This is a genomic window from Piscibacillus salipiscarius, from assembly GCF_042685285.1.
GTDB lineage: Bacteria > Bacillota > Bacilli > Bacillales > Alkalibacillaceae > Piscibacillus > Piscibacillus salipiscarius.
Genome location: NZ_JBHUMZ010000007.1, coordinates 98,740 through 112,101 on the forward strand (window position 1 = coordinate 98,740; position 13,362 = coordinate 112,101).

General features: G+C 34.1%; 17 protein-coding genes. 4 read left to right on the plus strand and 13 right to left on the minus strand.

All coding sequences use genetic code 11. The features are described from left to right. Nucleotides 1-23 precede the first annotated feature (23 nt). The gene (gene gpr, locus ACFSW4_RS01240; RefSeq protein ID WP_377326948.1) at nt 24-1,118 is read right to left on the minus strand and encodes a GPR endopeptidase; all 1,095 of its coding nucleotides are present in this window, start codon (nt 1,116-1,118) and stop codon (nt 24-26) included. A 191-nt stretch (nt 1,119-1,309) separates the two neighbouring features. Here gpr and rpsT point away from each other — a divergent pair, with 191 nt between their 5' ends. Next, nucleotides 1,310-1,576 carry a 30S ribosomal protein S20 gene (gene rpsT, locus ACFSW4_RS01245; RefSeq protein ID WP_377326950.1) on the plus strand — a complete coding sequence of 89 codons (267 nt, stop codon included), beginning with the start codon at nt 1,310-1,312 and terminating at the stop codon, nt 1,574-1,576. Between the two features lie 149 nt (nt 1,577-1,725). Here rpsT and holA read toward each other — a convergent pair whose 3' ends face one another. After that, nucleotides 1,726-2,796 carry a DNA polymerase III subunit delta gene (holA, locus tag ACFSW4_RS01250; protein ID WP_377326952.1) on the minus strand — a complete coding sequence of 357 codons (1,071 nt, stop codon included), beginning with the start codon at nt 2,794-2,796 and terminating at the stop codon, nt 1,726-1,728. A 309-nt stretch (nt 2,797-3,105) separates the two neighbouring features. Between holA and ACFSW4_RS01255 the strand changes: the two genes are divergently transcribed. Continuing rightward, nucleotides 3,106-3,240 (plus strand): YqzM family protein, encoded by a 135-nt coding sequence (locus tag ACFSW4_RS01255; protein ID WP_377326954.1) that lies wholly within the window; start codon nt 3,106-3,108, stop codon nt 3,238-3,240. A gap of 78 nt (nt 3,241-3,318) precedes the next feature. On the opposite strand, the gene ACFSW4_RS01260 is transcribed toward ACFSW4_RS01255, so the two are convergent. Genes ACFSW4_RS01260 through ACFSW4_RS01270 form a run of 3 tightly spaced genes read right to left on the minus strand, consistent with a single transcriptional unit; the run spans nt 3,319 to nt 6,730 of the window. Next, nucleotides 3,319-5,523: a DNA internalization-related competence protein ComEC/Rec2 gene (locus tag ACFSW4_RS01260; RefSeq protein ID WP_377326956.1), complete on the minus strand. Its 2,205-nt coding sequence runs from the start codon at nt 5,521-5,523 to the stop codon at nt 3,319-3,321. Further along, a complete protein-coding gene (locus ACFSW4_RS01265; protein WP_054753049.1) occupies nt 5,520-6,089 on the minus strand; it encodes a ComE operon protein 2 in 570 nt (189 codons plus the stop codon). Before ACFSW4_RS01265 ends, ACFSW4_RS01260 begins: the two co-directional genes overlap by 4 nt. A gap of 47 nt (nt 6,090-6,136) precedes the next feature. Beyond that, nucleotides 6,137-6,730: a helix-hairpin-helix domain-containing protein gene (locus tag ACFSW4_RS01270; RefSeq protein ID WP_054753050.1), complete on the minus strand. Its 594-nt coding sequence runs from the start codon at nt 6,728-6,730 to the stop codon at nt 6,137-6,139. A 78-nt stretch (nt 6,731-6,808) separates the two neighbouring features. Here ACFSW4_RS01270 and comER point away from each other — a divergent pair, with 78 nt between their 5' ends. After that, nucleotides 6,809-7,642: a late competence protein ComER gene (gene comER / locus ACFSW4_RS01275; RefSeq protein ID WP_054753051.1), complete on the plus strand. Its 834-nt coding sequence runs from the start codon at nt 6,809-6,811 to the stop codon at nt 7,640-7,642. Nucleotides 7,643-7,740: 98 nt separating this feature from the next. Here comER and ACFSW4_RS01280 read toward each other — a convergent pair whose 3' ends face one another. Genes ACFSW4_RS01280 through ACFSW4_RS01315 form a run of 8 tightly spaced genes read right to left on the minus strand, consistent with a single transcriptional unit; the run spans nt 7,741 to nt 12,732 of the window. After that, entirely contained in the window at nt 7,741-8,466 is a 726-nt protein-coding gene (locus tag ACFSW4_RS01280) for a class I SAM-dependent DNA methyltransferase (RefSeq protein ID WP_279401513.1), read from the minus strand. A 15-nt stretch (nt 8,467-8,481) separates the two neighbouring features. Continuing rightward, nucleotides 8,482-8,826, minus strand: a complete 345-nt coding sequence (rsfS, locus tag ACFSW4_RS01285; RefSeq protein ID WP_054753056.1) for a ribosome silencing factor — start codon at nt 8,824-8,826, stop codon at nt 8,482-8,484. 17 nt (nt 8,827-8,843) lie between these two features. Further along, nucleotides 8,844-9,413, minus strand: a complete 570-nt coding sequence (gene yqeK / locus ACFSW4_RS01290) for a bis(5'-nucleosyl)-tetraphosphatase (symmetrical) YqeK (RefSeq protein WP_377326960.1) — start codon at nt 9,411-9,413, stop codon at nt 8,844-8,846. Then, nucleotides 9,403-9,966 (minus strand): nicotinate-nucleotide adenylyltransferase, encoded by a 564-nt coding sequence (locus ACFSW4_RS01295; RefSeq protein ID WP_377326962.1) that lies wholly within the window; start codon nt 9,964-9,966, stop codon nt 9,403-9,405. The genes yqeK and ACFSW4_RS01295 overlap by 11 nt, the downstream gene beginning before the upstream one ends. Before the next feature lie 12 nt (nt 9,967-9,978). Continuing rightward, nucleotides 9,979-10,269: a ribosome assembly RNA-binding protein YhbY gene (gene yhbY, locus ACFSW4_RS01300; protein ID WP_054753058.1), complete on the minus strand. Its 291-nt coding sequence runs from the start codon at nt 10,267-10,269 to the stop codon at nt 9,979-9,981. A gap of 20 nt (nt 10,270-10,289) precedes the next feature. Then, complete coding sequence (aroE, locus tag ACFSW4_RS01305; protein WP_377326964.1) at nt 10,290-11,093, minus strand: shikimate dehydrogenase; 804 nt, start codon at nt 11,091-11,093, stop codon at nt 10,290-10,292. Nucleotides 11,094-11,107: 14 nt separating this feature from the next. After that, nucleotides 11,108-12,214: a ribosome biogenesis GTPase YqeH gene (gene yqeH / locus ACFSW4_RS01310; RefSeq protein WP_377326966.1), complete on the minus strand. Its 1,107-nt coding sequence runs from the start codon at nt 12,212-12,214 to the stop codon at nt 11,108-11,110. Then, nucleotides 12,214-12,732 (minus strand): YqeG family HAD IIIA-type phosphatase, encoded by a 519-nt coding sequence (locus tag ACFSW4_RS01315; RefSeq protein WP_377326968.1) that lies wholly within the window; start codon nt 12,730-12,732, stop codon nt 12,214-12,216. Before ACFSW4_RS01315 ends, yqeH begins: the two co-directional genes overlap by 1 nt. A 351-nt stretch (nt 12,733-13,083) precedes the next feature. On the opposite strand from ACFSW4_RS01315, the gene sda reads away from it, so the two are divergent. Beyond that, nucleotides 13,084-13,224 (plus strand): sporulation histidine kinase inhibitor Sda, encoded by a 141-nt coding sequence (gene sda / locus ACFSW4_RS01320; RefSeq protein WP_279401516.1) that lies wholly within the window; start codon nt 13,084-13,086, stop codon nt 13,222-13,224. The last annotated feature ends 138 nt before the right edge of the window (nt 13,225-13,362 follow it).

Sequence of the window (13,362 nt, forward strand, 5' to 3'; positions counted from 1 at the left end):
GTAAGTTGAAAAGGTAGAACCATTTAATTTAAATAATGCTTTGCATTTTCAGGTGTTACCGAATCATGTAAGGCCTGGTTAATGCCTGATGCAACAACTTCACTCATATACTCAATAACTTCATCTACTTCTTTTGGGGTGACGATTAAGTTATGTCCAGTAGGTCTTAGAACTTCTCTAATAAGTTGTCTTTTCTCGTCCTCTTTTAAAGCACCTACGATACCCAAATAAGTTTGTCTAGCTTCCTCATCTGGTAAATCCTCATCAGTAAATTCACGTCTCTCACCAAAATCCATTCCCGCTGGTGTTAAAGCATTACCAGGTTTGTCTCCTTCCTCCATCTCTCGTCCAAAATGCTTTAAAATATAATCAATTGTGTCATTAGTTATCGTAACAGCATCAACTACTGTTGGAATCCCTAAAGAAAACACAGGAATATTTAATGTTTCTTTACTAACTTCTTTTCGGTCATTTCCAACACCTGAGCCAGGATTAATACCGGTATCCGACAGCTGAATGGTTGTATTAACTCGATCAATAGAACGAGCTGCTAGTGCGTCAACAACGATCATAAAATCAGGATTCGTCTTTCTAACCACTCCGAAAATAATATCACTAGTTTCCATTCCTGTTAGACCCATTACGCCAGGTGTAAACGCAGATACTGATCGATCACCTTCCCCAATCATCTCTGGATGTAATTTAAATAAGTGCGACGTTACATATAGCTTATTTACTGTATTTGGTCCCAAAGCATCAGGGGTCACATACCCATTACCTAACCCGACTATTAAACACCTTGCATCGTCTGGAATTGTATGTTCTTCCATTAATCTTTTAATCTCTTCTCCTAAAATGATTGAAGATTTTCTACCGAATTCTGGATCCATTTTCCTTAGTTCTTGAGACTCAATCGTGATATAATTTCCTGGTTTCTTACCGACTCGTTCAGATCCTTTCTTATCAATCTCAACACGTGTTAATTTGTATTCTCCTTTTTTATACTCATTAATGATAATACCGTCTAATTCGTGTTTCTTATCTGGATTTTGTTCTACAAACATCTCTTGAGCTTCAACAGCAAGGTCAGTTCTAGGTTTAAATTCTCGTCGTTCCATTTGATATCCCTCCTATCAACCTTATTGTTGCCAGAGTTATTCAAATTAAACGATGAAGCTATGCAAAAACATGACAAGAGAAATATCTTAACAGCAAACTATTGAAAACTTACGCTGGCTTTGATAAAATGACTTTTGTCCATAATTAAGAAAATTGATCACGGGACATTTTCATCAGGAGGTGAAGAAAAGTGGCAAACACAAAACAAGCTACTAAGCGTATCCGCGTAAACCACGATGCTCGTATGCGCAATCTATCAGTAAAATCAGACATGCGTTCTGCAGTTAAAAGTGTAGAAAAAGCAGTTCATGAGAAAAATGCTGATGCTGCGAAAGAAGCGTTAACAACAGCTGTTAGCAAAATTGATAAAGCCGTTCAAAAAGGCATCATTCACAAAAACAATGGTGACCGTAAGAAGAGCTCACTAATGACAAAAGTTAATCAACTAGCTAACTAATACAGAGCAAAAGAGGCTGGGACAAAATATTAATTAATCTAGAAGAAGACGAATATTAGAGGAGAGATCAATCCCTAATATTCGTCTTCATTTTTTAGCTGCGTCAAAATGCTTCGCTTTCCGCAGGCACGGCTTCAACTTCCCCAAACTCACTCCCGTTCGTTTGGCGTGATTTTCAGCTCGTGCTGTTCCTNGCTAGCTTGCTTTAACCTTTGCACAACACGTTGTAAAAACAGCTCTAAAGCGAGCCATTGTTCTACCTTACCTGTTTTCATTTTTTCATCTGTTATAGTTGCTTCCAATAACATATCTTTCAAAGCTCGGTCCGTAAATTTCCTTTCCCTCTTTAATGCCATTTTGACGGCATATGGATGTGATTGGATTGTTTTAGCAATTTGTTGTTGCTGATATCCCTTTTGTTTTAAAAGTTTTGTCTGTAAAATTAACCGTATTTGAGAACTAACGAGTGCTAATAATCCAATCGGTTCTTCATTTTGTTTTTTTAACTCCTTAATTAATTGAACCGCTTCACCAATTTTAAATTCAACTAAATAATCAATTAAATTGAATGTATTAGCTTCGGCGTGTATAGAAATAATTTCTTTAGCTTCTTCTAGTGTGGGCTCCTTGTCCATAAAATATAATTGGAGCTTGTCCAATTCATGCTGAGCAGCTTCAATATGTTCACCGACACGTTCAGTCATTAATTCAATTAAATCTTTATTTAATTGCAATCCTTTGTTTTCTGCTAACTGCTTTATAACTTCTGCCATTTCGTAGGCTTTTGGTGAGCTGCAGTCGATAAATGTTGCTTGTTTTTTTAACGTTTTAACGATTTTTTTACGTTGATCCATCTTTTCGTAAGGTACGATCATAATTAAAGTTGAGAAATCAACAGGATTATTCGCATACTCTTCTAAAACGTCTATTTGATGTTCTATTTCAGTTTTAACCTTCTGACCTGTTAAAAAATAAGCTCTTTGGATTTCAATTAACTTATTCTCACTAAAGAAGGGAAAAGTTTCTGCATCATGAATGGCTTCTTGAACAGCAGTCGTTTCCATGTCATATGTATTTCGGTCAAATTCTGGATCTTTCTTTTTGAGTTGACTTTCTATGCGTCTTTTTACTTCTTGTATAAAGTAGGATTCTTCTCCATATAATACATAAATAGGAACCAGTTGATGGGATTTACCATTAATAAATTCCTGTGCGTGCATCTTATTCAACACCTTTCTATGCCATTTTATCGTATAACGAAGAGGCACAGTTGACAAGAGGTTATAACATTATAAAGAGGGGAACATGATAGCTCCCCCCAATATCTATATAAACGCCAAAAATAAAATCCCGGGTAATTTTATTTTTAGCGGCGTTTGTTGTATTATTATTTTGTGCGTTATCGATTAGAATATTGCTGTTAACTCTTAACAGTTCACAAATTTCTACAGATTTTTGAAAACGTAAAAAAGTAATAGATTTTTTTAAGAAGATGAATTATACTAAAATGTAGCGTAGGAGGGATAACCGTGAACGAATTTGAAAATGATGTACAATCAAAAAATAATGATGTCGTCGATTCAATCAAAGGTTTCAGCTTCTCATTCATTTTCTTCTTGGTTATTTTCTTTATTGGAACTGTATTCAAAGTGGTTGGTTCTTAATAAAGAGTAGAGATTGAACAATGAATGGTTAAAAAGACTGTATCATTAGATGCAGTCTTTTTTATGCTTTAATTTAACTTATGGATGATTCTTAATAATTGTGCTTTGTCCATCCGCATATTTTAAAGTAATTGCGCCATTAAGATCAGTTCTATAAATGGTCATACCAGAAGCTTTTAAGTGTTCAAGTACCGAGCTATGAGGGTGACCAAATGGATTGCGTTTTCCAACAGAAATTAATGAAACTTCTGCTTGTATAGCATTAATAAATTCCATAGTCGTAGATGTTTTACTTCCATGATGAGCTACTTTAAGTACATCAATATCTTGAATGGTCTTTGAAGATATGAGAACTTTTTCCACACTTTTCGTAATATCACCCGTAAATAACATATTAAAATCTTCATAATTAAATTCAAATACTAAAGAACGGTCATTCTCTTCATGACTTATATTAGCCTGACTAGGTGAGTGAATTTTTATTATTAATTCACCTTTTTTAATCATATCGCCACTCTCAAGCTTCACATGCTGAACATAGTTACTGTTGTTAAATGGATGGGTATATAAGATCGATGGATTAAATTCTTTAATGAATGGTTTTATCGATCCTGCATGGTCATGATCAAAATGGCTAATGATTAAACCATTTACTGCAGATATTCCTTTCGACCATAAAAAAGGTTTTATAATTTGCTTATAATTATTGTGTTTTATTTCGTTCGAAAACGTCACTTCTTCGCCCACATCAATAACATAGGTACCTTGATTACGTGGTAATTCAACTACGATGGACTCTGCCTGTCCTACATCTAACATTGTAATAGTGAGCGAGTCATCTAATGTTTTCTGAACGAATGGAATGAACCAAATCACTACAAGACATATAGCCAATATAATTGTTCGATTAGACTTCTTTTCTTCCCAACTTTTCATGAAGTATATAAATATGAGGATGTAAACAATGATTAACAACAAATGAGGTCTACCAACAACCCATAACGAAAACTTAGGTTGGCCAATAAGAAACAATAGATCAGTCATTTTGTTGTGAATGGTTAGGAAAAGCTGATCCAAAAAAGGTGTAATATTAGGGATGAGCAACACAGTTATAAATATAACCATGACTGCTGGAATCACGAGTAGTGTAAAATATGGAATGTAAATTAAGTTAATTAAAAACGACCACACATTAGTGTAATAAAAGTAATAAAACTGTAAGGGAAGGATGACCAATTGACTTATAAGACTGATTCTGAGGGATAGCATGATCCAAGATTGATTTTTCAACAGCCTTTTTGAAAGGATTAATGCAAATGTAACAGCAAACGAAAATTGGAAAGATAATTGATACATTAAATAAGGATCCATAATGAGCAAGACAATTAAAACTATAGAAATTAAATCAGAAGAATCCATTTTAATTTTTTTACTTAAACTAAATAAGATTATTAAAATAGCCATCATTCCGGCTCTCATCACAGGTGGTTGTGAACCGGCTAACACTATATAGATTGGTATCATGAGTAAAAGTAATATATTACTTTGTTCCCTTGTAACATGTAATAATTTATTTAATATCAAGTAACAAATACTTAAGATAATGCCAACATGAAGTCCCGAAATCGCCAGTAAATGTGACAATCCCCAGTATTGAAAAGTGTCAATGACCTCATCAGAAAGTTGGTTGCGATCGCCAAATAAAAGCGCGACTACCCAACTTTGCGTCTCTTCACTAAGATGTAGGTTTAATTGCTCTTTTAATACATCTCTAAACCGAAATAAATAAGACAGCCATGACCTATCTTCGCATTCCAATATTTGCACATTATATCCTACATAACTTATTCCCTGCTTGGCCAAATAGTCTTGATAATCAAATTGACCAGAATTTGTAGCAGGTTCTGGTACTGTTAAATGTCCCGTAATACGACATGTAGCACCGTGATAAACGGGTTTACCGATTTCTTTTGAAATAAATGATACTTTTGAAAATGATGTTTCTCCTATAAATTTAATTTGATCCGACTCTAATTCAGGATTTGACACAATTTTAACGTGGCCTTCGTATAAGCCAAAATCTTTATGAGGAATCTTAATTTGCAGGGAAGTTATTGAAGCAATTATGAAAAAAGCAAGAGCCATAATCAATAGAAAGGGATTTCGTATAATCTTTCTATGCCAAATAATCATTAAAAGACAGATTAAACAAAATCCCATCCATTTTGGTAAATAGCCCACCATGTAGAATAGGGCTACTAGCCACCAATGACCTTTCATCATTCTACATTAGAAAATAAACGATTTGCCTCGTGTCTTAATTGTTTTAAATCATCTTCTTCTGAACCGTTCTCCTCAAGCTTTCGCAGTAACTGAGAAATAAAATATAATTTATCTTTTGTATTTGTGTCAATATGAAGATAGTCTAACTCTACTTGTTCAACTTCTACACCAGCTTCTTGAAGCAACTCAAGTGCATAAGGATGATTTTTATAATCTGTTGCATAGAAAATCTTCTTAATCCCACTTTGAATAATCGTTTTGGTACAATTTAAGCAAGGAAAATGAGTGACATAAATTTCAGCCCCTTCAGTAGGAACGCCAAATTTTGCACATTGTAAAATCGCATTAATTTCAGCATGAATCGTCCTTACGCAATGACCGTCGATCACTTTACATCCCTCATCAATACAATGTACACTTCCTGATACACTTCCGTTATAGCCACCAGCAATCACTCGTTTATCCCGTACGATTGTGGCGCCTACAGATAATCGCTCGCACGTGCTTCTTAAAGCTAATAAATGGCTTTGTGACATAAAATATTGATCCCAAGATATACGTTCCATTTCGATTCCCCCTATCCATTTATACATTTCATTATAAATGATTTGTCCTATGGTACCATAATAAATTCTTTCATTCTCTCTAACGTTTTCTCACCAATCCCGCTAATATTTAGTAAGTCCTCAGCAGTCTTAAAGTATCCATTCTCCTCTCGGTACTGAACAATCGCCGCTGCTTTCGCCTCGCCAATACCCGGTATTTGTGTAAGTTCATCAACTCCTGCGACATTAATTCTAATTTTGTTATTTTGATTAGTCGTCGTAACAGATTGATCTCCATCACCGATATTTTGTTGTTTTGCTAAAACATGAATAACCATTTCGTCAGATAATAACATGGCTAAATTGACACTTGTTTCATCAGCATTTGCTGTCATTCCGCCCGCCATTTCAATTACGTCCACTACCCTTTGTCCTTGGTTCAATTCATAAACTCCAGGTTTGTTGACTTCACCTTTAACATCAACCACAACTTGATTACGTTCTAGGTCATCACTTTCTTTACTTTCTATATTGGTTTCTACAATTTCAGTTTGATCCATGGAATTATGAACGACTAGTTCCTCGTCCTGTTCTGGCCAAAACAGAAAAACTATTAGTATTAATCCAACGGGTATCCATAACCATAATTTATTTATAGGCATGATTTAAACCTTCCTTCATATACATAGTGGTGAGTTAGTATTTTTGATTCGTCTATCGTCTACTAAGGGGGTAATTCAATGAAGTGGGGAATAGTTGGCACAGGTAATATGGGGCAAGTCATTTTACATGGTCTAACCTCTAGTCAAGCTGTCGACCAACATCAACTCTTTTTATATAATAGAACATTTATGAAAGCCTATGGTTTAAAACGAGATTATCCTAATGTTCATGTCGTTCAAACATTAGAATCAATTGCATCTGAATGCGATATGATTTTTCTTTGCGCAAAACCTAAAGAAATAGTTGATATCGCATATAAGTTAAAAGACGAATTAAGTGAAAATCAATGTGTCATTTCTATCACAAGCTCGGTTTCTGTTCAGAACCTTGAAAGCATCTTGCCATGTTCCGTAACCAGAATGATTCCTAGTATTACTAATCGGGCACTTAGTGGGGTTACTTTATTAACCTTTTCAGAACAGATGAACGATGATCAAAAACAAATTATTTGGCAAACGTGTAAACACTTTTCTAAACCTGTTGAAATTGAAGAGGAACACGTAAGAATAGCTTCAGATATTGTTTCTTGTGGTCCAGCATTTATAAGTTATATTCTTGAAGAAATGATTAAATCAGCTGTAGATAAAACAGGAATATCCAAAGATCAAGCTACTACTTTAGTGGAACAAATGATCATTGGTTATGGTCAACTGTTCAAAGATCAAATATATGATTTTTCATCATTAAAAGAAAAAGTAATGGTGAAAGGCGGTATTACAGGGGAAGGTATGGTAGCTTTAGAAGATTCGTTCATTAACGTATTTGATCATGTCTTCAATGCTACGCATGATAAGTTTTATACCGAGAAAGAACACATCGACCATCTAGTTAACAATACAAATCCAAAATAGCTTTGATATTAAATATTTTATTCAAAAACTAAAAAAATTCAAGTAGTTTACTTTTGCTTTTACAGCATTAGATTCTACTTGAATTTTTTTAGTTTATTTTATTTATTACAAACGAAGAAGATGCGATTTGCGTCTTCACTGATCCTTTCAACAGGGTTAGGATTAAAATCTTCGTATATCCTCACATTCTGAAACCCAGTTTGGTTCAGTAAATCTTTATAAATATTAGTTGAAAAAGCCCTCTGTGTATGAAATTCATCGTACCGTTTAAACAAACCTGAAGAATCTTTCACAAAAAAGGTCAAATCATGATTCACTTCATCAAATGATTCACCTTCCTGAGTCATCCATATATAACTGACGTCCTCACGTACTTCTGAGAAAATTTCTTGGTCAATTAACCAGTTTATATAGCTTATAGAGTGCACATCGAAACTAAAAACTCCATCATCATTTAGATGCTTATAAACTCGTTCAAATATATGAAATAATTCATTTTCGTTCGTTATATAATTGAGAACATCACAATAACTAATGATTGCATCAAATTTGTGATCGTAATTGAACGTTCTAAGGTCCTCTTGTATAAATGAAATGGATGGGTGCTTACTTTGCGCAACTTCAATCATATCAGGCGACAGATCAAATGCCTCAACTTTATTACCAAGCTGTGATAATCGAGAAGAGATTGTACCTGTACCACAGCCCATATCTAACATACGAGATGAGGAGTTAGGTAAAAACATTTTTGTAAATGCTATCCACTCCTCATACGGAGCGTCTTCCAATAGTAAATCATATACTTCTGCTAATTTGTCATACATTATTTTGCCCCTAAATTAAAGAGTTAACTGAACTCGATCAGCATCGCCCCAAAGTTTCTCTAAATTGTAATATTCACGTTCATCTTTATGGAAAATATGGACGACAACATGTTCCAAATCAACTAGAACCCAGCGTGACTGATCTCGTCCTTCAATTTTCTTTACATGAAAGCCTTGTTCTTCTACGGCATCCTTAATCCCTTTACTAATGGCATCTACCTGACGTTCATTAGTTCCATGACAAATTAAAAAATAATCGGCAATAAGTGAAACATCTTTCATATCTAATGCAACAATATTTTCTGCACGTTTATCATCACATGCTTTTGCTGCTATTTCTAATAATTGCTCACTATCCATCTTTAAACCTCCAATATTTATTTTGACAGCTTGTTTGTTAAAGCGTTATAAGCAAAAAATGTATCAGGATAAACAGATTGTTTTTTACTTATTAAAAATTGTATTGAATTCTCTAAAGCATAATGACATGCTTGATCTAAATCTTTTTCAGACAATTCCCTTGCGAGGTGGACGACAGGGAAGTTCCTACCTGGTTCAATATAATCAGCTAAAAAGACAATCTTTTCAACTAAACTCATTAACTGATGTCCTGTCGTATGATAACGAATAGCACCAAGTATATCTTGATCTTGAATTAAAAACAGCTTATTTGCCATTTTAGACCCTACCGGCCCGTGCCAAAGTTCAGGATGATAATGTAATAAATCTTTTGGTAAGTCTACTTCCGCTTCAATCCAAGACTTCAAGATATGGGGGTCCATATCTTTTGCATAATCGTGTAAAGCTGCTGCTAACCCTACTTTATATTCATCACCATTATATCGTTTGGCTAGATTAATCGCTGTTTCTGTTACACGTTCAACATGTTCATAACGTTTAGTTGTCAGGACTTTTTTTGACTCGGCTAAAGCTTGATCAATCTTCATAAAGCTCATTCTCCCTTATATAATGTAACACACTTTCAGTTAACCCTTGAGGAAGTCTACCTTCTTTAATATCCTTCCGTATTTCTGAAGAAGAAACAGGAACCTCATCCATGTTAACCATCAGAACGCCTCTTTGATTGACAGCGTGATGCCCTTTACGGTTAACACCAACAAATTGAATTAAACGTTTTAATTCTTCTATTTTGTACCACTTAGGTAAATACTCAACCATATCCCCGCCGATGATGAAATAAAACATTGTATTTGGATATTCTTTACAAAGGCGTTTGACAGTCTCATACGTATAAGATTTACCCTTTAATTCGTATTCAATCGTAGATACCTTTAACCTTTGATCATCTTCTAAAAGTTTATTTAGCATTGTTAGACGCTGCTCAGGTGTCGCGACTGCACCTTTCTTATGGGGCGGATTAAAGGTAGGTATAAACCAAATTTCATCTAAATTTAACGTATTTAGGACTGTTTGCGATAACTTAAGATGCCCTTTATGCGGCGGATCAAATGTACCACCAAATAAACCCACTTTTTTCATCATTAGCACCCTTTATGGAAGTTCTAAAGTTTTGTTTTCTTCTGATTCCTTATATAAAACGATTATGTTTCCTATAATTTGGACTAGTTCTGCCCCAGTTCCTTTTACTAATTGTTCAGCCACTGAATGCTTATCCTCAAAACAATTCTGTAAAATACTCACTTTTAACAATTCTCTTTTTTCTAGAGTATCATTGATTTGTTCTATCATATTATCATTAACTCCATCCTTACCAACTTGAAAAATTGGATTAAGATGATGAGCTTCTTTTCTTAAAAACCGTTTTTGTTTACCAGTAAGCAAATTATGCACGCCTTTCTAATTTATATTCGAATCGTATGTTCTACAGATTCTCCAGTCCATATATTAAATGATTTTGCAGCTTGATACCAAAGCATGGATTCACCAAACATTAAATGAGCACCGTACCTTTCCGCTTCTGTAAGAAATAAAGTCCTTTTAGGTTTATAAACAATATCACTTACAATTGCGTTTTCTTTTATAGTTTTTGGGCTAATAATTAATTCATTCTCATTAGGTTCCATGCCTACATTGGTTGTTTGGATAATTAAATCATATTGATCAAGTTGTTTTTCTGCATACTCCAAATCCATTTCCTGACTATGCTCATAATGGTTAGTCATCTTACTCGCTTTAGAAATTGTACGATTGGCAACATCTAACTGTTTAGGAGCATGAGACTTAAGGCTATAAAAAATCCCTTTAGCAGCCCCTCCAGCACCCAGAATCAATATTGATTGATTATTAATCTGGTTATAAAAATTAGGGTAGGTCTGGTTTAGGGATTCTATATAACCTTCTCCATCTGTATTATACCCGATTAAACGATTTCCCTTTCGTTTAATTGTATTGACTGCGTTTAATTTTTGGGCATGTTCATCAAGGTCATCTAAAAAGGGAATCACTCTTTCTTTATAAGGTACCGTAACATTTATTCCATTTAAATCTGAATGTCTCATGTTCTTTAGAAACTCTTCAAGTTCTTCTGCTTGCAAATCAAATAAACGGTAGGTTCCATTATTATTTGTTTGTTTTAAAAAGAAATGATGAATGTCCGGCGAATTAGAATGATTCACTGGATGACCAATTAGTCCTAGTCGATACAAAATGTAAAGCCTCCCTAGATTATCGCTTCACGTTTAATAACTCTTACACCTTTAGGTACATATGCAGTTACGGTTACAGGTCCTTCTGGAATTGTAATCCAGCCAAGTCCCGAAAATACCAAATCAGTTTTTTGTTGACCATTAATTTTAAATGTTTCTTTTGTCATCTTAGGCCATTTTTTTAACGTTTCTTCAGATGGAGGGGATAACAACTCACCTAGATGATTTTCATATAATTCATCTGCCTTTTCTAATTTCGTTCGGTGAATGTTTAAATCATTTGAAAAATAACATACATAGCCAATATTGTGGTCAGCTTGTTCAATATCGAAACGAGCTAAACCACCGATAAACAACGCTTGACCTTCATTTAACTGAAATACTTTAGGTTTGACCTCTTTCTTCGGAGTTACGGTTTTTAAATCTTTTTTAGATAGAAAATGTGACATCTGATAGTGATTAATAATTCCAGGTGTATCGATCATGCTAGATCTGTCGTCAAGAGGTATATCAATAAAACCTAACGTTGTACCAGGAAAATAAGAAGTTGTGATGACGTCTTTTTCTTCTGTTGAGTTTTGAATAAAATAATTGATAAGAGTTGACTTACCAACATTGGTACTTCCAACAACAAATATGTCTTTACCTTCTCTAATTCGTTCCAATTCAAAGGCTAATTCTTTCATATTTGTTCCAGTAGTTGCACTCACCAAATAGACCTCTTGAACTTTTAGCCCAAAGTTTTTAGCGACTCTTCTCATCCAGTTTTTAACCTTGTTAAAATTGATTGATTTAGGTAACAAGTCTACCTTATTTCCAACTAAAACAACTGGATTATTTCCTGCAAAACGGTTCAATCCTTGTATAAAGCTTCCATGTACATCAAATAAATCAACAACCTTTAAAACAAATGCATCTCTCTGCCCAATCTCATGTAACATATCTAAAAAGTCATCTGCTGTCATATCGACATCTTGTACTTCATTATAGTGCTTAAGTCTAAAACATCGTTTACAAACAATTTCATCTCGCGTTAAAGCTGATTTAGGAGCATACCCTACTTTTGATTCATCTTCAGTCTGGATAGGAGCACCGCAGCCTTGACAATATAACTCTTCCATTATTTATCCTCCCAGTTTAATTTCCCTTTTCTTTTAAAATACTCTAACAACCGTCGTTCTATTTTTCGATTAAATTTCGTCAAAAAACCATCTGTTTGGACAACAGGTACTACTAATATAGTATGTAAGTTAGCCCGATTACCTCCAAATACATCCGTCAGTAACTGATCACCAACGACGACCACTTTATCTTTGGATAGTCCCATTTCCTTTATGGCTTTGTGAAATGCCGTCTGCATTGGCTTTCTTGCTTTAGATATAAAAGGGATTTCTAATGGTTTAGAAAAGAAAGATACTCGATCTTCAGTGTTATTTGAAATAATGGTTACCTGTATACCTGCTCTTCGCAGTTCACTAAACCACTCTATTACTTCTGGGGTTGCTTCAGGTTGATCCCAAGCAACGAGTGTATTATCTAAATCAGTTATGACACCTTTAATTCCTTTATTTTGTAGAAATTCTGGAGTAACCTCCAAAACGGTTTCAACATGATCATCTGGTAAAAATAATTTTAACAAAGTCGTTCACCTCAATAATTCTGTAACTAACCTTCATCATATACAATTCAGAAGCATGTTTCAAAGAAAATTTTGCTAATAACTCAATACCTAATTATTTATTTTTATCGAAATATTCTAAAAATCGTTCGACAAATTATATCATTTTTCAACCTGTGGATAAAATTATCAACATAATACACAGCTTTCAAACAATATTCTTACCGTTATATTCAGTAATTGTGAACACTTTATACACAGGTTATCAACAAGTTATTCAAGTTGTTCTAATTTTTGATTAATGATAGGATAATAACTGTTACAAGGTGGACGACTTTCAAGGAGGTGCGAGCCAATACGGCGAGGGCGAATATGGAACAATTATCTGATCAATTGTTAGTTGAATCCTATAAGAAAGCACAAAAATTGGAATTAAATCATGATTTTATAAAATTGATCGAGGAGGAACTTATTAGAAGAGGATTGTATCAACATTTGAAAGAATCGTCATAATAACTCCCAATATACTATAGATAAAGATAGCGCAAAGAGGCTGGGACATAACCCAGTAAAATAAAAAATTGTGGATGACATTAATATGGTTGTCATCCACAATTTTTTATTTTTTTATTATTTTAGATAAACAAAAAG